This window comes from Dellaglioa sp. CoH-57-MRSF-16, assembly GCF_056782055.1.
In genome coordinates, this window is the sequence record NZ_JBXAXZ010000009.1 from 1 (window position 1) to 20,102 (window position 20,102).

The 20,102-nt window shown below is 34.7% G+C and carries 20 protein-coding genes and 2 riboswitches; of the genes, 13 read left to right on the forward strand and 7 right to left on the reverse strand.

What is annotated here, in order from left to right:
• The first annotated feature begins 134 nt into the window (after window positions 1–134).
• Window positions 135–233: riboswitch (THF riboswitch) on the forward strand.
• Window positions 234–273: 40 nt separating this feature from the next.
• The 6 genes from AC1RPH_RS07220 to tsaD all read left to right on the forward strand — a co-directional run bounded on the left by AC1RPH_RS07220 (window position 274) and on the right by tsaD (window position 4,764).
• A complete protein-coding gene (locus tag AC1RPH_RS07220; RefSeq protein ID WP_481761940.1) occupies window positions 274–795 on the forward strand; it encodes a folate family ECF transporter S component in 522 nt (173 codons plus the stop codon).
• Window positions 796–808: 13 nt separating this feature from the next.
• A complete protein-coding gene (locus AC1RPH_RS07225; RefSeq protein ID WP_481761941.1) occupies window positions 809–1,198 on the forward strand; it encodes a tautomerase family protein in 390 nt (129 codons plus the stop codon).
• Window positions 1,199–1,319: 121 nt separating this feature from the next.
• Complete coding sequence (gene galE / locus AC1RPH_RS07230) at window positions 1,320–2,309, forward strand: UDP-glucose 4-epimerase GalE (RefSeq protein WP_481761942.1); 990 nt, start codon at window positions 1,320–1,322, stop codon at window positions 2,307–2,309.
• 122 nt (window positions 2,310–2,431) lie between these two features.
• On the forward strand, window positions 2,432–3,154 hold the full coding sequence (gene tsaB, locus AC1RPH_RS07235) for a tRNA (adenosine(37)-N6)-threonylcarbamoyltransferase complex dimerization subunit type 1 TsaB (RefSeq protein ID WP_481761943.1): 723 nt from the start codon (window positions 2,432–2,434) through the stop codon (window positions 3,152–3,154).
• Window positions 3,138–3,704: a ribosomal protein S18-alanine N-acetyltransferase gene (rimI, locus tag AC1RPH_RS07240; RefSeq protein WP_481761944.1), complete on the forward strand. Its 567-nt coding sequence runs from the start codon at window positions 3,138–3,140 to the stop codon at window positions 3,702–3,704. The genes tsaB and rimI overlap by 17 nt, the downstream gene beginning before the upstream one ends.
• Before the next feature lie 31 nt (window positions 3,705–3,735).
• Window positions 3,736–4,764 (forward strand): tRNA (adenosine(37)-N6)-threonylcarbamoyltransferase complex transferase subunit TsaD, encoded by a 1,029-nt coding sequence (tsaD, locus tag AC1RPH_RS07245; protein WP_481761945.1) that lies wholly within the window; start codon window positions 3,736–3,738, stop codon window positions 4,762–4,764.
• 100 nt (window positions 4,765–4,864) lie between these two features.
• On the opposite strand, the gene cytX is transcribed toward tsaD, so the two are convergent.
• From cytX to AC1RPH_RS07275, 6 genes are all read right to left on the reverse strand, one after another.
• Window positions 4,865–6,052 carry a putative hydroxymethylpyrimidine transporter CytX gene (gene cytX / locus AC1RPH_RS07250; RefSeq protein WP_481761946.1) on the reverse strand — a complete coding sequence of 396 codons (1,188 nt, stop codon included), beginning with the start codon at window positions 6,050–6,052 and terminating at the stop codon, window positions 4,865–4,867.
• A 1-nt stretch (window position 6,053) separates the two neighbouring features.
• Window positions 6,054–6,713 carry a thiamine phosphate synthase gene (gene thiE / locus AC1RPH_RS07255; protein WP_481761947.1) on the reverse strand — a complete coding sequence of 220 codons (660 nt, stop codon included), beginning with the start codon at window positions 6,711–6,713 and terminating at the stop codon, window positions 6,054–6,056.
• Window positions 6,700–7,521: a bifunctional hydroxymethylpyrimidine kinase/phosphomethylpyrimidine kinase gene (gene thiD, locus AC1RPH_RS07260; protein ID WP_481761948.1), complete on the reverse strand. Its 822-nt coding sequence runs from the start codon at window positions 7,519–7,521 to the stop codon at window positions 6,700–6,702. The genes thiE and thiD overlap by 14 nt, the downstream gene beginning before the upstream one ends.
• Window positions 7,521–8,318, reverse strand: coding sequence for a hydroxyethylthiazole kinase (gene thiM, locus AC1RPH_RS07265; protein WP_481761949.1), 798 nt, complete (start codon window positions 8,316–8,318; stop codon window positions 7,521–7,523). Before thiM ends, thiD begins: the two co-directional genes overlap by 1 nt.
• Window positions 8,319–8,376: 58 nt before the next feature.
• A riboswitch (TPP riboswitch) is annotated at window positions 8,377–8,483 on the reverse strand.
• A 77-nt stretch (window positions 8,484–8,560) separates the two neighbouring features.
• Window positions 8,561–10,498 (reverse strand): ABC-F family ATP-binding cassette domain-containing protein, encoded by a 1,938-nt coding sequence (locus tag AC1RPH_RS07270; protein ID WP_481761950.1) that lies wholly within the window; start codon window positions 10,496–10,498, stop codon window positions 8,561–8,563.
• An 18-nt stretch (window positions 10,499–10,516) separates the two neighbouring features.
• Complete coding sequence (locus tag AC1RPH_RS07275; protein WP_481761951.1) at window positions 10,517–11,155, reverse strand: CPBP family glutamic-type intramembrane protease; 639 nt, start codon at window positions 11,153–11,155, stop codon at window positions 10,517–10,519.
• Between the two features lie 225 nt (window positions 11,156–11,380).
• Here AC1RPH_RS07275 and groES point away from each other — a divergent pair, with 225 nt between their 5' ends.
• From groES to AC1RPH_RS07295, 4 genes are all read left to right on the forward strand, one after another.
• Window positions 11,381–11,665: a co-chaperone GroES gene (gene groES / locus AC1RPH_RS07280; protein ID WP_481761952.1), complete on the forward strand. Its 285-nt coding sequence runs from the start codon at window positions 11,381–11,383 to the stop codon at window positions 11,663–11,665.
• Between the two features lie 34 nt (window positions 11,666–11,699).
• Complete coding sequence (gene groL / locus AC1RPH_RS07285) at window positions 11,700–13,325, forward strand: chaperonin GroEL (RefSeq protein WP_481761953.1); 1,626 nt, start codon at window positions 11,700–11,702, stop codon at window positions 13,323–13,325.
• A 252-nt stretch (window positions 13,326–13,577) separates the two neighbouring features.
• Window positions 13,578–15,407: an APC family permease gene (locus AC1RPH_RS07290; RefSeq protein WP_481761954.1), complete on the forward strand. Its 1,830-nt coding sequence runs from the start codon at window positions 13,578–13,580 to the stop codon at window positions 15,405–15,407.
• Between the two features lie 109 nt (window positions 15,408–15,516).
• Entirely contained in the window at window positions 15,517–16,602 is a 1,086-nt protein-coding gene (locus AC1RPH_RS07295) for a glycosyltransferase family 4 protein (protein ID WP_481761955.1), read from the forward strand.
• Between the two features lie 36 nt (window positions 16,603–16,638).
• On the opposite strand, the gene AC1RPH_RS07300 is transcribed toward AC1RPH_RS07295, so the two are convergent.
• Window positions 16,639–17,274 carry a YigZ family protein gene (locus AC1RPH_RS07300; RefSeq protein WP_481761956.1) on the reverse strand — a complete coding sequence of 212 codons (636 nt, stop codon included), beginning with the start codon at window positions 17,272–17,274 and terminating at the stop codon, window positions 16,639–16,641.
• Between the two features lie 48 nt (window positions 17,275–17,322).
• On the opposite strand from AC1RPH_RS07300, the gene AC1RPH_RS07305 reads away from it, so the two are divergent.
• The 3 genes from AC1RPH_RS07305 to hpf all read left to right on the forward strand — a co-directional run bounded on the left by AC1RPH_RS07305 (window position 17,323) and on the right by hpf (window position 20,094).
• Complete coding sequence (locus AC1RPH_RS07305; RefSeq protein ID WP_481761957.1) at window positions 17,323–18,651, forward strand: ATP-dependent helicase ComFA; 1,329 nt, start codon at window positions 17,323–17,325, stop codon at window positions 18,649–18,651.
• Between the two features lie 116 nt (window positions 18,652–18,767).
• Complete coding sequence (locus AC1RPH_RS07310) at window positions 18,768–19,328, forward strand: ComF family protein (RefSeq protein ID WP_481761958.1); 561 nt, start codon at window positions 18,768–18,770, stop codon at window positions 19,326–19,328.
• A gap of 205 nt (window positions 19,329–19,533) precedes the next feature.
• Window positions 19,534–20,094, forward strand: a complete 561-nt coding sequence (hpf, locus tag AC1RPH_RS07315) for a ribosome hibernation-promoting factor, HPF/YfiA family (protein WP_409021489.1) — start codon at window positions 19,534–19,536, stop codon at window positions 20,092–20,094.
• Window positions 20,095–20,102 lie beyond the last annotated feature (8 nt).

Sequence of the window (20,102 nt, forward strand, 5' to 3'; positions counted from 1 at the left end):
ACTTTTTTCTTTATTTCAACTGTGAACATAGTAAAACCCCCTGAGTTAGATTTCTCCAACTCAGGGGGTTCACTTCAACACCCAAAGTTATTTTCTTTTTAGTGGTATACTACACAAGTAGTAAAATACAAAATTTCGGGGTAGAGAATACAGCGTTAAGTGCCAAAAGGACGGAATGTGTCTTTTGGACGAAGGCTAGCGATAGCTGCGGTTGTGTTTTCGCATTCGCCGCATACCACAATGTGGCAACTCCAACGAGGAGATGTCTGAATCATGGAAAATTTAACAAAGAGGTTAACCGCAAAGAATATAGCGGTGATGGGTCTATTATTGGCTGGTCAAATTATTCTAACTAATTTATTATCGTATCAGGTATTGACGTTACGGATAAGTTTCACTTTTATTGCGACTTATCTATTAGCGGCGTGGTTTGGCCCATTACTGGGTGGTATTGGTTCTGTTTTATCGGATTTACTTGGAACAGTATTATTCAGTAAAGGAGGTACATTTTTCTGGGGATTCTCGCTATCTGCTTTCTTAGGTGCGTTTTTCTATGGACTTGTATTTTATAAAAAACCATTTACGTTACCGCGAATTATTATTGCCGTATTAATCAATGTCGTTGTTATTGATTTATTGTTAAATACATTCTGGCTAGTATTAATGTACCAGTCACCTTGGACAATTATCTATGCACGTGCTATCAAAGATTTAATTTTAATTCCAATTCAAATTATTTTGTTATATATGGTTGGTAATAATAAACAAATCCAAAGATTAGGTAAACGATTATAGGAGGATTCAATCTATGCCATTGATGAAAATTGATATGATTGAAGGCCGTTCTGAAGGCCAAATAAAAGAAATTTTAGATATTGCTTATGATGTAATGCTTAATTCATTTGGCGCACCAGTTAGTGACAGATATCAAATTGTCACTCAACATCCAATAAATGAAATGCAAATTTTAGATACTGGGCTTGGATTTATGCGAACAAAAGAAGTATTGGTCTTTAGTTTAACAACGCGACCAAGAACGACAGAGCAAAAAGAAACCTTCTATCAACAGTTAATGCAACAGTTACAAACAAAAGTTGGATTGAGACCAGAAGATTTAATGATTAATTTAACAACTAATACTGATGAAGATTGGAGCTTTGGCATGGGCCAAGCACAATTTTTAACGGGTGACTTATAGAAATTAACCAGACGGCGAATTTATTTTCGTCGTCTATTTATTTGCTAAAGAAGGGTGAATCACTGATAAATTTACTAAAATAAGTTATAATAAAGAAAATAAACTATTTGGAGGAATTTAAATGTCAATTTTAGTTTTGGGTGGCGCAGGTTACATTGGTTCACATACTGTTGATCAATTAGTAGAAAATAGTCGTGATGTTGTTGTTGTCGATAATTTAGTGACAGGGCACTTAGAGGCTGTTAATAAAAAGGCAAAATTTTATCAAGGAGATATTGCGGATAAAAATTTTATGCGCAATGTTTTCAAAAATGAGGATATTGAAGCAGTTATTCATTTTGCAGCTTCATCTCTTGTTGGTGAATCAATGGTAAAACCATTAAAATATTTTGACAATAATACAGCAGGGATGATTCATTTACTTGAAGTCATGACTGAAGTTGGCGTTAAAAAAATCGTCTTTTCTTCAACAGCTGCAACATATGGTGAACCTAAAGTTGTCCCAATTCATGAAGATGACCCTCAAATTCCAACAAATCCATATGGTGAAAGTAAATTAGCCATGGAAAAAATTATGCACTGGACTGACGTTGCAGATGGTGTTAAGTTTGTCGCATTACGTTATTTCAATGTTGCTGGATCAAAACCAGATGGTAGCATCGGTGAAGATCACAATCCTGAAACACATTTAATTCCAATTATTTTACAAGTTGCTAACGGAGAACGTGAAAAATTACAAATTTTTGGGGACGATTATGATACCAAAGATGGTACAAACGTCCGTGATTACGTGCATGTTCTTGATTTAGCAGATGCGCACATTCGCGCCTTAGATTACTTACTTGCGGGAAATGAAAGTAATGCCTTTAACTTGGGTTCATCTAATGGATTTTCAAATATGGAAATTCTAGAAGCAGCACGCCGTGCAACAGGTAAAGAAATTCCTGCAGAAATTGCACCACGTCGTGCAGGTGATCCTTCAACTTTAATTGCAGCAAGTGAAAAAGCACATGAAATTCTTGGTTGGGCTCCTAAGTATGAAAATATGGAAGATATCATTAAGACAGCATGGACTTTTGAACAGACGCATCCAAATGGATTTTCAAAATAAATTAGTTATTAACCATAGGACAATTATTTGTCCTATTTTTTTGTTAATTTTCTCTTAGAAAAAATTTGTGATACTATTTTTGTGCTAAAATGTTAACAAAGCAGAGATAAAGGAAGATATGAATGAAAATTTTAGCAATTGATACATCGAATATACCACTCAGCGTCGCTGTTTTAGAAGATAGTGCATTATTAGCAACTATCACAACGAATATAAAAAAAAATCACAGTATTACATTGATGCCAGCAATTTCTGATGTCATGAAATTAGCAGGTATTAAGCCTGCAGAGCTAGACCGAATTGTGGTTGCACAAGGTCCAGGATCTTTTACTGGTCTCAGGATTGGCGTTGCCACAGCTAAAACACTAGCATTTACATTAGATTGTGAATTAGTTGGTGTCTCTAGTTTAGCAATGTTGGCTGCAGGTATTTCCACAAATAGTGATTCTGATATTGTACCGTTATTTGACGCACGTAGGAATTACGTATTCTCAGGTTTGTATAAAAATGATAATGAGCTTGTAAATGAATTACCAGACCAGCATAGAGAACTTGTGACTTGGGTGACTGAATTAAAAGAGCGTAACCGACCACAAATTTTTGTTGGAACTGATGTCGATTTATTTAAACAACAAATTATCGATATTTTAGGTGATCAGGCACAGTTTCCAGCTTCATTTTTAAATATTCCTCAGGCATTTATTTTGGGATTAATTGGTAAAGATAAAGAGCCCGCTAATCAGGAGACATTTATTCCGAATTATTTACGATTAACGCAAGCAGAGACGCAATGGTTAGAAACCCATTCAGATAAGGATCATAATACCTATGTTGAAAAAATTTAAAGCACGAGTGAAACAAATTATTCCAGAATTAAGACCAGATGAACCTGTTAGGACATTAGTTTTTCAGAATCATAGAATTAAAATTAGAAATGAAAGTTATTTTATGACACGTGCTGTTGTACCTGATATTCCGGAACTACTTGAGATTGAAAAAGCAGTTTATGATGGTAAATCACCATGGAGTGCAAAAATATTTGAAGGCGAAATTTGCCAAAAAAGCAAAACACTTTATTTAGTCTTACGTAAGGAAGATAAAATGTTAGGCTTTATTGGTTGTTCAACGGATGCAATAACGGGAGACGTACATATTGCGAATATTGCTGTTCTACCTGAATGTCAGGGTAGAGGGATGGGAAACTTTTTGGTAACGTCTATTACAAGGCGTGCTCGTTTAATGAGATTTAGAACAGTTAGTTTAGAGGTTCGCCGTGATAACCAGACGGCTTTAAATCTATACCACCAATTAGGATTTACTAAAGTGGGTATCCGAGAGAATTATTATGTTGAAGATGGGCAAGATGCTGTTGATATGTTGCTTAAATTAAAATAAAGGAATATGAATTAAGTTGAAAGAGGTCTCAATGGATAAAACGGAAAGAAATCTAATTTTAGCATTTGAATCAAGTTGTGATGAAACTAGTGTCGCAGTGGTCGAAGACGGTCATCTTATTTTGTCGAACATCATTGCAACGCAAGTTAATAGTCATAAACGTTTTGGTGGTGTTGTACCTGAAGTTGCCAGCCGCCACCATATTGAACAAATTACGAGTTGTATTAAAGATGCTATGACAGAAGCAAATGTAACTTATGATGATTTAGATGCTGTTGCGGTTACTTATGGACCAGGATTAGTTGGTGCTTTACTAGTAGGTGTTTCTGCTGCTAAAGCTATCGCATTTGCTCACGAGTTGCCTTTAATTCCCGTTAACCATATGGCAGGCCATATTTTTGCAGCGCGCTATGAATCTGAAATAGTGTATCCATCAATGGCTTTACTCGTTTCGGGTGGACATACTGAGTTAGTTTATATGCCTGAAGAAGGTCAATTTGAAATTATTGGTGAGACACGTGATGACGCAGCAGGTGAAGCTTATGATAAAGTTGGGCGTGTTCTTGGGATGACTTATCCATCAGGAAAAGAAATTGATGAACTTGCACATACTGGACAAGATACGTTTAATTTTCCGCGTGCCATGATCAAAGATGACAGTTATGACTTTAGTTTCAGTGGATTGAAAAGTGCCTTCATCAATACAGTTCACCATGCAGATCAATTAGGCGAAGAGTTGGACCGGGCTGATTTAGCAACAAGCTTTCAACAAAGTGTGATTGATGTACTTGCTGAGAAAACGGTACGTGCTTGTCATGAGTATGATATTAAACAATTAATTTTAGCCGGTGGTGTGGCAGCTAATAAAGGGTTACGTACAAGACTTGAATCTGATATGAAGAAAATGAATGATATTGAATTTGTGAAGGCGCCCATTAAATTATGTGGTGATAATGCTGCAATGATTGGTGCAGCAGGATATGTTGAATTTATTAAAGGTCAACGTGCAGGATTAAATTTAAATGCTGATCCTAGTTTAGAATTTGATTGGATAGTTTAATTATTATAAAATTAAAATAGAGATTTAGAGTTCGCCTTGTAATGCTAAACAGTTGTTTAACACTGGGGAGAACGCTAAATCTCTATTTTTTTGTAAATGGTTAATTTATATTTCTAAAATAATTTTTTGGTAAAATAAATTGGGATAGATAAACGAGTAATCCTAGTCCGAATAGAATAATAATTGTGGTTCCAAAAATAAAATCAAATTGTTGTAATTGATAGTACGCAATAATGCCAATTAACCACCAAATAATATTTAACCAATAAGGCAACGTTTTTTTCATAATAAAGTAAGTGACAAAAACAATTGCATATAATGGTGTAAAAACTGACGCGATAAAATATAAGAAATTTTGATAATTATCAATAGGAACTACCCATGCAATGACTAAGCCAAGCGCAACTATAATGATACTAATCAATTTCATATGTTTAAAGGAATGTATATTCTGAACGTTAATTGTTGCTGACATAACATCTAAAAATGTGGTTGTAACAGTTGAAAATATAATAATGAATAATGCGATTATACCTAAACCTGATGTAGCCAAGAACGAGGTAAAATCAGTGAATCCGGTTCTAGTTGTTAAAAGTAAGCCAATGGTAAACATGATTAAACTACCTAAAAAATAGCTAAACGAACTAACTGTAGACATAGCAAGTGGATGTTTTGTTGATTTTGTGTAATCACCTATTAGTGGTAGCCAAGATAACGCCATGGTGATATTTAATTCAACAGCTGATCCAAATGTCATATTTAAGCCATTGGAAGTATGTGAAACGGGTACTTTGAAAATTAAAAAAATCATGATACCTGCACCAATAACTAATAAATTAACAACAATTAAATTAATTCGATACAAACTATTTTCGCTAACTAATAACCAAATGATAATCAAAATAGCTATGACAAGTCCCATAATAATTGAATTTTTAAAATTAAGTAAGGAACTTGAAATACCATTCATTGCTGAAATTGCGTTGACGATCATAACAGCGGTCCAACCAATTAGTTGAATCAAATTGATAAGTGAAAATAAGAGCACACCTGTTGAGCCAAAAGCAACTTTAGTTGACTGAATGGCTGTCTGATGCTTTTTGGCACCAATATAACCAGCAGGTAGTAAGAAGAGACCACAACCAATTAAATGACCAATTAGAATTGCAAGGAAACCTTTAGAAAAGCCAAGTGGAGCTAGTAACATGCCCGTCATAATTTCGGCAATTGAAATGGCCGCACCTAGCCAAAGTAAAAATTGTCCACGTAATTCTTTAGTTTCTGTCATCTTAATCGTCCTCCAATTTAAAATAATGATTTATGGATTGAACTGTTTGTTCAATGTTCGGACTTTTAGCAATCAAGGAAATAACAGCAACTCCCGAAACAGTTGTAGTAGCCAGTTTGGCTAAATTATTTTCTGAAATACCACCAATTGCAACAATCGGGAGTTTACTAATTGATAGTAATTGATTTAAGCCAGCTATTCCGAGAGGCGCAGTCGCATCTGACTTTGATTTTGTAGGAAAGACAGGGCCACTACCAATATAAGCGATACCTGATAATTGATTGGCTTGTTTAATTTGATCGAGTGTTTGACAAGAAAGGCCAATCGCTAATTGACCCGCCGATTGATCTATCACATTTTGAATCTTTTGGTCATTTTGGCCAACGTGAATACCATCTGCTTGAATTTCAAGTGCTAAAGGTAGATCATCATCAATGAAAAAAGGAACTTGGTATTTTGTGCATAACCTCTGACATTCAATTGCGAGTGTCTTTTTTTGTATCCGGGTTAAAGGGGTTAAGAGATTTTTTTCTCTAAATTGGAAACAAGAAATGCCTGATTTTAACGCTCGTTCTAAAGTAGGTAGTAATTGATTGTCGGCGACGTCTTGAGTTCCTGCAATGAAGTAACTTGCTAACCATGATTGATTAAATGTCTTCATTTTGCGTTACCTCACGATATGCCCAATGATTTAATGGCCCGTGACCATGTCCAACGATAATACCGTTGCTAATTGTTGCTTCAACATATTTTTTAGACACTAAGATGGCCGTTTTAATATCTTGTCCTTTGGCAATTTCTGCTGCAATGCAGGCTGAGAGGGTATCACCAGTGCCATGAGTTCGAATTGTATCAATACGTTTCGAGCTCATCCAGAATGAATCGTTATCTTCTAATAATACAAAGTCATTTACGATATTTTCAGAGTTATAATGTCCGCCTTTAATGATGACGTTTTTTGCACCTAATAATTTAATCTTTTTTCCAGCTGCACTCATGTCTTCTTTTGAATTAATGGTCAAGCCAGTTATGACTTCAGCTTCTGGAATATTCGGGGTTACTACCGTGGCTAAAGGAATTAATTCTTCTTTGATTGTAACAACAGCATCCTCAGAAAGAAGTGTGGCACCGCCTTTTGCAACCATGACAGGGTCAACAATTAGGGGACCAAATTGATATTTTTTCAGATTTTTAACGACTACTTTAACGTGTTCTGAATCTGCAAGCATCCCTGTTTTGCATGCTTTAATGGCTAAATCATTTGCAATTGAGGCAAATTGTTCATTAATAATTTTAGCAGGGAGGGGAAGACTGTCTTGCACACCAAGTGTGTTTTGTGCAGTGATTGCGACGAGAACTGTTGCAGCATAGACATGCCGTTCTTGCATCGTTTTTAAGTCAGCTTGCATACCAGCGCCACCACTACTATCGGATCCAGCAATTGAAAGTGCTTGTGGAAAATCAGGCATTATAGGTCTCCTTTCATCGTTATCTGATTAGAAAGTTCATTTATCGTTATTAAATGTAGTTTATCAAGTAGGTTAACAATAAAACTACCTGGTTTTTCGGTAATTAACTCATCAGCAACAAGTTCACCAGTTGTTGCAAAGATAAGGCAGGCGATTCTTGCTGCTTCAAACTCATTATCTTTAGAGACAGCTGCAAACGCAGCAATTAAACTTGAAAGCATATCGCCTGAACCAACATGTGTTTGGAAAAGAGACGTTCCCTGTGTCACAGTTGCAACACGCTTTCCATCAGAAATATAGTCTGTAGGACCACTTAGAACAACCGTACAATTGTACCGTTTGGCTACAATTTTTGCGATTTCTGCTAAATCTGCAGAACCATTTCCTGCATCAATACCTTTTGCTTGCCATTCAACACCAGCTAATGCAGCAATTTCACCAGCATTACCGCGAATAAAATTAAAATGAAAATGCTCAAGCAAGTTTGTAATTACTTTTTGTCGGTAAGGCATGGCAACAGCAACTGGGTCTAGCACAAGTGGGATAGCTAAATCGTTTGCGATTTGACTAACCCTCTCAATGTAAGGTAATTCTGAACTTTTAAATGATCCCATATTGATTGTGGCAGCAGCAGAAATTTGTAACATTTCGGCTGCTTCTTCAATCGCACTGGGCATGATAGGGGAAGCGCCAATTGCGTTGAGTCCATTGGCAACGTCTTGAACCGTGATGTAATTAGAAATGTTGAAAATTACTGGGTTCTCTTCACGAAGTTTATCGAGTAGTTCTAATGGCATAACTTTCTCCTCTTGAGTACACAAAAACCCCACTCTTTGACAAAAAAATTGTAGAGTGGGGTCCTTCTTCACACTTTCCTACGCAAGTTTTGGCTTACAGGTTCGAAGGGATTAGGTTGAAAAAACCTATCTCAGTTCTTCTAAAGAACACCCCTAGTGTACTTATATTTTATTTTTAGATTACAACAAAAGAATAGGCTTTCATTCTTTAAATGTCAATAAATAAAAAAAAAAAAGCTAGCTTATTCTAAAGCTAAGCTAGCTTCTTCCCAATTAGTTTCTGCAGTCTCTATTGCAGTTTGAATAGATTGTAGTTCAGTTTGTAGTTCCTGAAGTTTATCTGCATCACTAAAAATAGTAGGTTGAGACATTTTTTCTTCAAGTTCTGTTTGATGAATTTCTAATTCACTTAATTCAGATTCTAAACGATCAATTTCACGTGTTAATTTACGTTGTTCCTTTTGCGTTTCTTTATTTTGTTGATAATTAGTTGTTGGTTTAACTTCAGGGACTTCTGAAGATGAGGCAATTTCAAGTGCCATTTTTTCGGCTGCGATAGCTTCTAATTCTTCTTTTTTATCAACATAATAATCGTAATCACCCATGTAGTAAGTAGAGCCTTCTTTTGAAACTTCAATAATACTTTCTGCAACTTTATTAATGAAGTAGCGGTCATGAGAAACAAGTAAGACAGTACCATCAAAGTTAGCAATCGCCTTTTCAAGGACTTCCTTACTATCAATGTCTAAATGGTTAGTGGGTTCATCAAAGATTAGGAAGTTATCTTTGTCCATTGCAAGTTTGGTCAAAGCAAGACGCGCTTTTTCACCACCACTTAAATTTGAGACACGTTTCAAAACGTCATCCCCAGAAAATAGAAATCCACCTAATAATGATCGAATATCTGTTTCAGGAGTTGAAGGATGATCATTCCAGAGTTCATCTAAAACAGTATTTTTATCTGTTAATTGATTTTGCTCCTGATCGTAGTAGCCAACATGAACATTAGCGCCAAGGAATGCTTCACCACGAATAAATGGAATTTGGCCTAAGATACTTTTAAGTAAGGTTGATTTTCCCACACCATTCGGGCCAACAATAGCTTGAACTTGATGCTTATGTAAATCAATTGAAACGGGTTCAGATAACACTTTATTATCGTAACCAACAGCTGCCCCGGCAACAGTTAAAACGATATTACCACTCTCATCTGCAGATTTAAAACTAAAACGAGGGGCTTTTTCGTCACCTTCTGGTCGGTCAAGTTTATCTAATTTTTCGAGTTGTTTACGACGACTTTGCGCTCGTTTTGTTGTTGAGGCTCGAACAATGTTTTTATTAACAAAATCTTCGAGTTTTTCAATCTTATCTTGTTGTTTTTCGAAAACTTTCCATTCTTGTTTTAAATTAGCTTCTTTTTTTACAATAAATTGGGAGTAGTTGCCATTGTAGTGAGTCGTTTCATTATGGCTCATATCATAAACTTCTGTCACAATTTTATCTAAGAAGTAACGATCATGAGAGACAATTAAGAGTGCCCCTGTATAAGTCTTCAAATAGCCTTCTAACCAAGTTAGTGTCTCAATATCTAAGTGGTTAGTTGGTTCATCTAAAATTAATAAATCACGTTTTTCTAAAAGTAATTTTGCTAAGGCTAAACGTGTTTTTTGACCACCAGAGAGAGTCCTAATATCGCGATTGAAATCTTCTTCATAAAATCTAAAACCATGTAAAACAGAACGGATTTCTGATTCATAACCATAGCCATTTTTTTCACTGAAATCATGTGAAACTTGATCATAGGTTGATAATAGTTTTTCAAATTTTTCAGAATCTTCTGCATTTTTAGGATCAGCAATTTGGGCTTCTAATGTATGAATTTGGATTTCCATTTTTTTTAAATAATCAAAAACACGACTCATTTCGTCCCAAATCGAACGTTCTGAAGTAACAGTTGTTGTTTGTGCTAAGTAACCGATGGTCATGCCTTTATGTTTAATGATTTGACCAGCATCAGTAGCCTCTTGATCAATAATCATTTTAATTAATGTTGATTTTCCAGCACCATTTCGACCAACTAGGGCTATCCTAGCATCGTCTTTGATATCCATATTTGCATTTTCAAAAAGAACATCTGCGCCAAAATAGCGAGCTGCTTGTTGTACTTGTAACAGAATCAAAATAATTCCACCTTTCTTTTAAAGTGACGATTGAATAATTAATACTAGACTATTCATAAGAATATGAGCAATCATTGACGTTTTGATGTCACCTGTTCGTTTGTAGAGGTAACAGAAAAGTAATCCAATTAAAAAGTAGATAGCTAAATGGCCATCATTATGTGCCAAACTAAATAATAAACTAGAAAGAATTGCGGCAGAAATAGGTGATATGAAACTTGCTAAATTGCCAAAAAAGACTTTTCTAAAAACGAGTTCCTCCATAATGGGAGCACCAAGTGAGACTGCCAACATATAATAAGGATATTTTGTAAAAATAGTCATAATTTCATTTGTATTTTGTGAGGGTACGGTCGTTTTTAAAATGGTGAATGAAATTAATTGAATAACTGTTTGGATTACTAACGTTAGAACGAATCCAAGAATACCCCACGAAATAATTTGTGACCATTTAGAGGAACCATCTATTGTATTTCTAGCACTGAAGTAATGATTTAACCAAATTAACAATATTGCTCCTAAAACATAATCAGCCGTCATTACTGGATAGATAACTGATTTTAAAGAAAATAGTTGATTCAGAATTGTTGGTAAAATAAAGATAACGAGGTAGCCTAATAAAATAGCGATTGAATTTTTACTAGTTGATTTTGACATGAGAACTCCTTTAACTGTAATTAGATAGTCGTGCATTTTTCTAGTGAATAAATTTGTATGATAAGTATAGCATAATTGACTAGATAGCGAATTCAATTCATATTAAAAATTCTATTAAATAAGAGCTGAAATGCTTGCAATTGTTTGAAAAATTGATTATAGTTAATTTTGTGATTAGCACTTAGGAAGATAGAGTGCTAAATAAAAGTGTTGGAGGGATAGAACGTGTTAAAACCATTAGCAGATCGTGTTATTTTAGAAGTAACAAAAGAAGAAGAAACAACAGTAGGCGGGATCGTCTTAGCAAGTAACGTACAAGAAAAACCACAAACAGGAAAAATTGTTGCAGTTGGTGATGGCCGTACGATGGATAACGGTGAAAAAATTGCTGTTGCTGTTAACGTTGGAGAGACCGTTTTATTTGATAAGTATGCTGGCTCAGAAGTTTCATTCGAAGGTAAAGACTACTTAATTGTTCATGAAAAAGATATCGTTGCAACAGTAGACTAATATAAATTTAAATTAAAGATGAGGTGGATTAATTATGTCAAAGGAATTAAAATTTTCTGAAGATGCTCGTTCAGCAATGCTTAGAGGTGTTGACCAATTAGCCAATACCGTTAAATCAACTTTAGGACCAAAAGGCCGTAATGTTGTTTTAGAAGAATCATATGGCTCACCAATTATTACAAATGATGGTGTAACAATTGCTCGTGCGATTGAATTAGAAGACCATTTTGAAAATATGGGTGCTAAATTAGTATCAGAAGTTGCTTCAAAAACGAATGATATAGCTGGTGATGGAACGACAACTGCTACTGTTTTAACACAAGCTATCGTCACTGAAGGTATGAAGAATGTGACAGCAGGTGCTAACCCTGTTGGGATTCGTCGTGGTATCGAAACTGCTACAAAAGCAGCCGTTGCTGAATTACATGAATTATCACACAAAGTTGAAACAAAAGAAGATATTGCTCAAATTGCTTCTGTATCTTCAGCTAATGAAGAAATTGGTGCTTTAATTGCTGACGCTATGGAAAAAGTTGGTAATGATGGCGTTATTACAATTGAAGAATCAAAAAGCATCGATACATCATTAGATGTCGTTGAAGGGATGCAATTTGATCGAGGTTACTTGTCACAATATATGGTAACTGATAACGATAAAATGGAAGCTAACTTAGAGACACCATATATTTTAGTAACGGATAAGAAAATTTCTAATATTCAAGAAGTCTTACCATTATTACAATCTATTGTGGAACAAGGTCGCCCATTGTTAATCATCGCCGATGATGTTGATGGGGAAGCTTTACCAACATTAGTATTGAATAAAATTCGTGGTACATTTAACGTTGTTGCAGTCAAAGCACCTGGATTTGGTGATCGTCGTAAAGCGATGCTTGAAGATATTGCCATCGTTACTGGTGCAACAGTGATTACTGATGAACTTGGTTTACAATTGAAGGATACAACAATTGAACAATTAGGTTCAGCTGGTAAAGTTAATATTACAAAAGAAAACACAGTTATTGTTGAAGGTTCTGGTGATAAAGCTAAAATTACAGAACGTGTTGGTTTGATTAAAAAACAAATCGATGAAACGACGTCTGAATTTGATCGTGAAAAATTACAAGAACGTTTGGCAAAATTATCTGGTGGGGTTGCTGTCATCAAAGTTGGTGCTGCAACTGAAACAGAATTAAAAGAACGCAAATACCGTATTGAAGATGCTTTGAATGCGACACGCGCTGCTGTCGAAGAAGGATTCGTTGCCGGTGGTGGTACTGCATTTGTTAACGTTATTAGTAAAGTTGCTGCACTTGAAGCAGTTGGCGATGAATTAACGGGTATCAAGATTGTTCAACGTGCTTTGGAAGAACCAGTACGCCAAATTGCAAAGAATGCTGGACTTGAGGGTTCAGTTATTGTTGAAAAACTAAAATCAGAAAAACCTGGTATTGGTTTTAACGCAGCAACAAATGAATGGCAAGATATGATTGAAGTTGGGATTGTTGATCCAACTAAAGTGACACGCTCAGCATTGCAAAATGCAGCTAGTGTCTCAGCCTTATTATTAACAACTGAAGCAGTTGTTGCAGATAAACCAGAACCAGTATCTGCAGCTGATCCACAACAAATGCCTGGTGGTATGGGCGGTATGATGTAACCCATTTGTCATAAAAAATGATGAAAATTTAAGAGCTATTAATCCGTGTTATTCTGGGATTAGTAGCTCTTTTTTTATGCTGAAAATAAAGTTTGTTTGCAGTATTGTATATTTAAAAATAAACGAGTAAAATAGAGTGAATTCGGTGAATAGAAATTAGTAATTAAAATAACTATTCAGTAAAATAAATGCGCTGTTTTGGCATCATTTATGAATGGATTTTTAAATATAGAACATAAGGGGTAAAGAGAAATGCGTCGTTATTTAAAGAGACTTTTAATTGGGAAGCCATTAAAATCTTCTGAAGAAGGAGATCAACAATTATCAAAATTTAAGGCATTAGCGCTCTTATCGTCAGATGCACTCTCATCTGTGGCGTATGGTACGGAACAAATTGTTACCGTTTTAGTGGGCTTTTCAGCAATGGCAATCTGGTATTCATTACCAATTGCATTGTTAGTCTTAGTTTTATTGGCTTCAATTACAATTTCGTATCGCCAAATTATCCATGCTTATCCTAAGGGTGGAGGCGCGTATGTTGTCTCAAGTAAAAACTTAGGTAAAAATGCTGGATTAATTTCTGGTGGATCGCTTTTAATTGATTATATGTTGACAGTAGCGGTTAGTGTTTCCGCAGGGACTGAGGCATTGATTTCTGCGGTACCTTCGTTATATGGACATCAAGTAGCAATCTCAGTGGTTATTATTATTTTGGTAATGGCAATGAACTTACGAGGCTTGCGGGAATCAGCTTCATTCTTAACTATTCCTGTTTATCTTTTCGTGGTTATGATTATATTGATGTTACTAGTTGGTGGTTATAATATTATGACAGGTCAAGTACCTTACCACGCAACAGCTGCTGTGGGTACGGCCGTTCCTGGAATTACACTAGCCTTACTTTTGAAAGCATTCTCATCGGGATCATCTTCATTAACTGGTGTTGAAGCAATTAGTAATGCAGTGCCTTTCTTCAAAAAACCACATGCTAAAAATGCTGCTGCTACTTTAACAATTATGGCGACGCTTTTGGCAGTCTTCTTTGGTGGAATAACATTCTTAAACTATTGGTATGGCATTATTCCTACTGAAAAAGTAACTGTTCTTTCACAAATTGCACAAACAACATTTGGACAAGGTATTTTGTATTACGTTTTCCAATTTTCAACAGTATTGATTTTAGTATTAGCTGCAAATACAGGTTTCTCGGCATTTCCAATTTTAGCGTTTAATTTAGCTAAAGATAAATTTATGCCTCATTTGTATATGGATAAAGGTGATCGATTAGGCTACTCTAACGGAATTATCACGTTAGCGGCCGGATCAATTATTTTAACATTTATATTTAATGGATCAACGTCATTATTAATTCCATTATATGCGGTAGGTGTGTTTATTCCGTTTACGTTGTCTCAGACAGGGATGATTGTAAAATGGTATCATGATCGCCCAAAAGGTTGGATTATGAAAGCCTTTTACAATTTCTTAGGGGCCTTTATCTCATTTAGTATTTTGTTGATTCTCTTTAGATATCGCTTATCAACAGTATGGCCATTCTTTATTATCATGCCAGTTATGTATATTATATTCTATAAAATAAATGATCATTACAATAAAGTTGCCGAACAATTACGTTTAACAGAAGAAGCAGAAATTCATGATTACGATGGCTCCACAGTTATCGTGTTAGTTAGTTCTGTAACGCATGTTACAACGGGTGCAATTAATTATGCACGTTCAATTGGTGACTACGTAATTGCAATGCACGTTTCTTTCGATACAAATCCGGAAAAAGAACATGAAACGGAACGTGAATTTAAAGAACGTTTCCCTGGTGTTCGTTTTGTTGATTTACATTCGTCATATCGTTCAATTGCTTCACCTGTTGTGAAATTTACAGATGTTATTGCTAAGAATGCCGCTGCTCGTAACTTCACAACGACAGTCTTAGTACCACAGTTTGTTCCAAGAAAACCATGGCAAAATATTCTTCATAATCAAACGAGTTTAAGATTGAGAACGGTCTTAAATTCTCGCGAGAATATTATTGTTGCAACATATAATTATCATTTGAAAAAATAAACATTGAAAAGTATCAATTAAATTTAATTGATACTTTTTTTGTATTTATTTAACAACGTGGTATAGTTAAGACTACTATGACAGAATATTTTTAAGGAGAGATATCAAAATGTTTCCAATTATCGTAGCATTTTTCGCAACAGCGCTTATCTCCGCGTTGCTAACTCCCGTTATTAGACTATTTTCAATTAAAATTGGAGCAGTCGATGTTCCAAATAATAGACGAGTAAATAAGGTTTCAATGCCTACAATGGGTGGATTAGCCATTTTTATAGCTTTTAACTTTACGAATTTTTTTATTTTAAAAAATCAATATCCAATAAAAATGTTAGTGACACTGTTTGTTGCTGAATTGGTAATTATTATCACCGGTGTTTTAGATGATAAGTTTGAATTAAAACCACGCCAAAAGATGTTTGGCATCACAGTTGCCGCCTTGATCGTCTACTTTTTTTCAAATATGCGAATGACGACATTCACTTTACCTTATTTTGGTATTATTAATTTAGGATGGATGAGTTTCCCTATTACAATTATTTGGATTTTAGCTATTACAAATGCTATTAATTTAATAGACGGATTAGATGGCTTAGCAACTGGGGTTTCCATTATTGATTTATTTACAAGTGGTTTGGTAGGCTATTTCTTTTTAGTTAATACAAATAGTTATATTGCAATTATGATGTTTACGCTGGTTGCTGCTCTGATTGGATTTTTGCCATATAATTTCTTTCCAGCTAGAATCTACTTAGGGGATACAGGCGCGTTATTTATTGGATTTATGATTTCAGTATTCTCTTTATCTGGACTTAAAAATGCAACTTTTATTTCTATTATTGTGCCTGTTTTAATATTGGGTGTACCAATTACGGATACTGTTTATGCAATGTTACGCCGGATTTTAAATAAAAAGCCTATCTCTCAAGCAGACAAACATCATTTACATCATCGTTTGATGCAAATGGGGTTAACGCATCGACAGACAGTATTAGTTATATATGGCATTGCGTTAATTTTTTCATTTATTTCATTACTTTATCCAATATCATCAATTTGGGGTTCAATACTAATGTCAGTTGCGACATTAGTGGGACTAGAACTATTCGTAGAGTCCATCGGATTAGTTGGATCTAAACGAAAGCCACTGCTAAATTGGATTAAAAGAATTGTTAAAACGATGACTTCAAAAAAATAGATAGTAAAAAGGATGTCCAGTAATTGGGCATCCTTTTTACTTAACTTGAATTTCATTATATAAATCTTGGCCTAATTTAAAAGTTATTTGGTTATTGAGTAGGTTGATTAGTTGATCTTGTAAGGTTAATATCAAATTTTTATCAACTGCTAAAGTTATTTCTACTGTTTCAAGATAGGTTGTGTGTTGGATTATAATTGAATTTTTTTCAAGATAATTTTCAAGTTTTCCAACATTTTGGTAAGCAATTTGGCAAATAAGTTCGGTTTGTAAAATACGTTCAACGATACCAATTTGTTCAATCGTCTGCGAAGCAGCATTACTATAAGCACGGATTAAACCACCAGCACCTAGCTTAATACCACCAAACTTTCGACTAACAACGATACAAATATTTTTAAGCTGATTTTTTTTAATAACTTCTAGAATGGGAACACCAGCCGTTCCAGAGGGTTCACCATCATCGCTTTGACGTTGGATTTCAGACTCAGTACCAAATGTGTATGCAAAACAGTGATGTCTTGCTTTAGGTTCTAATTTCTTGACTGATTCAATAAAAGCAACTGCATCAGATTCTGTCGCGATTCGAGTGACACGACAAATGAAGGAAGACTTCTTTTCAATTAATGTGGCTAAACCAGATTCTTTAATTGTTAAATAATTTTTTGACATAATTAAGGTTCCTTTGCGTATTTAAACTTATTGAAGGGATTGAGGAGAATGACACTTTCAAGTTTGTATGGTCGTTTAATAACTGATTCAGAAATTGACGAAACTATTAATTTAGATGAACTTACGTCGTACCCAGGAATTAGTATTGAAGATAAACAATTAATCTGTCGCAGATGCCTTTCACAACTTAATTTAAAGGAAAATAAATTACAAGGTGACCGGTACTATTGTTCATACTGTATGATATTAGGACGTATTTCAACTACGACTACACTTTATACTATACCTGAACCCAACTTGTTTTCAACTCAAAAAGGGAGTCCATTGACGTGGAATGGAGAATTAACGACTAGCCAAGAAATATGTGCTAATGAAGTGAAACAAATTTTTAAAAATTCGGGTGCCCGGCATTTACTGTGGGCGGTAACCGGCGCTGGTAAAACAGAAATGCTATTCAAAGGTATTGAAGCTGCTATTATGGATGGTAAGCGCATCTGTTTAGCATCACCACGGGTCGATGTTTGTATTGAATTATTTCCGAGATTGCAGGCAGCATTTCAAAATATTGATATTTGTTTGCTGCACGGAAAGACAACGGAACCATACCGTTATACCCAACTAGTCATCTGTACAACACATCAATTGTTAAGATTTCATAAAGCGTTTGACGTTATGATAGTTGATGAGGTAGATGCCTTTCCATATGCACAGAATCAATTACTGCTTCAAGCAACAACACAAGCAACTAAACAAAAAGGGGCAAGTTTATTTTTAACGGCAACCCCAAGTGAGGATCTGTTAAAGGAGGTTCGCTTAAAACAATTAACGGTTAGTTATTTACCAATACGCTTTCATGGTCAATTATTGCCTGAAATTAAAATTAAATTTGAAAAAGCGTGGGAAAAGAATTTAAAAAAAGGACGTTTACCCAAAAAATTAACACTGAAAATGACAGAGTGGCTAAAACGTAAGGATCCATTTTTAATTTTTGTGCCGAAAATTTGGTTATTGGAACCAGTAATGGAAGCATTTAAAAAGAAGTTTCCTAATTTAAAGGGGGACACTGTTTATTCTGAAGATCCAGATAGACTAGATAAAGTTAAGGCAATTAGAACAGGCGAACTACGGTATCTAATCACAACAACAATTTTAGAACGTGGTGTGACATTTGCTAATCTGGATGTTTTTGTTCTGGGTGCAGATGATAAAACTTTTTCAACGGCAGCGTTAGTTCAGATTGCTGGCAGAGTGGGACGTAATGTCAATCGTCCGTTTGGTGACGTTATCTTTTTATGTTGTGACTACACGATTTCAATAAAAAAGGCAGTTGGACAAATAAAAACGATGAATCGTAAAGCAAGGAAATTAAAGATATGAGAAACTGTCAGATTTGTCATAATACATTTAGTCAAAAATTAACGCTAGCATTTATATTATCGACTAAACCTTATGAAAAAAAGATAGTTTGTAAGAGATGCCAGGAGCAGTTACGATTGATTAATACTCAGTTAGCCTGTAGAGGATGCGGTCGAGAACAAAATAGGCCACAATTATGTGCGGATTGTAAGAAATGGCAACTTATTTATCCTAATTTAAATTTTCAGAATCAAGCGTTGTACATTTATAATGATTTTATGAAAGATATCATTAAAAATTATAAGTTTAATGGTGATTATCAGCTGAGAACTATTTTTCAAGTACAATTAAAGCACAAAATAGAAACAATTGATTTTGATTACCTCGTGGTGATACCTGTTGATTCTGAAACGTTAAATAATCGAGGATTTAATCAAGTCTGTGGTCTTTTAGATATTAAGCATGATCATTTTTTAGTGCGAAATAATACGGTTAAAGAAAAACAATCGCATAAAAATAGGCAACAAAGGCTTGAATTAATTCAACCGTTTGAACTTAGTCCAGATTGCCCAGATTTATCGGATAAAGTTGTTTTGATTGTGGATGATATTTATACTACCGGCCGAACACTATTTTATGCCCATATTTTGTTAGCACAAAATGCTAAAAGCATTAAGAGTATTACCCTTGCAAGATAATGAACAATAGGTACAATTTTTAAATAAATTAGTATGATATATTTAAGCAAAAGTTAAAATGACTGTTAACGATTACAATGGCGTTTTAAATAGATTTGTTAAGGGATATCATTTGTAAATTTAAGTCTATTCGCTTATAATTAAATCAAGCGGTAAGGTAATTAATAGTTTCGTTACCTGCTGTAGATTGAAGGGAGAGTTTATTATGTTAAAATACAATATTCGCGGTGAAAATGTTGAAGTTACAGATGTTACTAGAGATTATGTTGAAAAGAAATTATTTAAATTAGAAAAATACTTTACTGATACATCTAATTCAACGGCCCATGTTAATTTAAAAGTTTATTCAGATAAAACGGCCAAAGTTGAAGTGACAGTTCCGATGCCTTCTCTCGTCCTTCGAGCTGAAGAAACATCACAAGATTTACTTTCAAGTGTTGATCTTGTGACTGATAAATTAGAACGTCAAATTCGCAAATATAAAACTAAAATTAATCGCCAATCAAGAGGCAAGGGAATTAAAGATATTGAAATTCGTAATGAAATTGCTGATGAAGAATCAGATTCTATTGATGAAGTAAGCAAATTTGATGTTGTTCGGACAAAGCATGTTTCTTTAAAACCAATGAATAGTGAAGAAGCTATTTTACAAATGGATATGTTGAGCCATAACTTCTTTATTTACGAAGATGCTGATACAGAGGGTATTAACATTGTTTACAAACGTAAAGATGGTCGCTATGGTTTAATTGAAGCTGAAGATTAAACTAACCT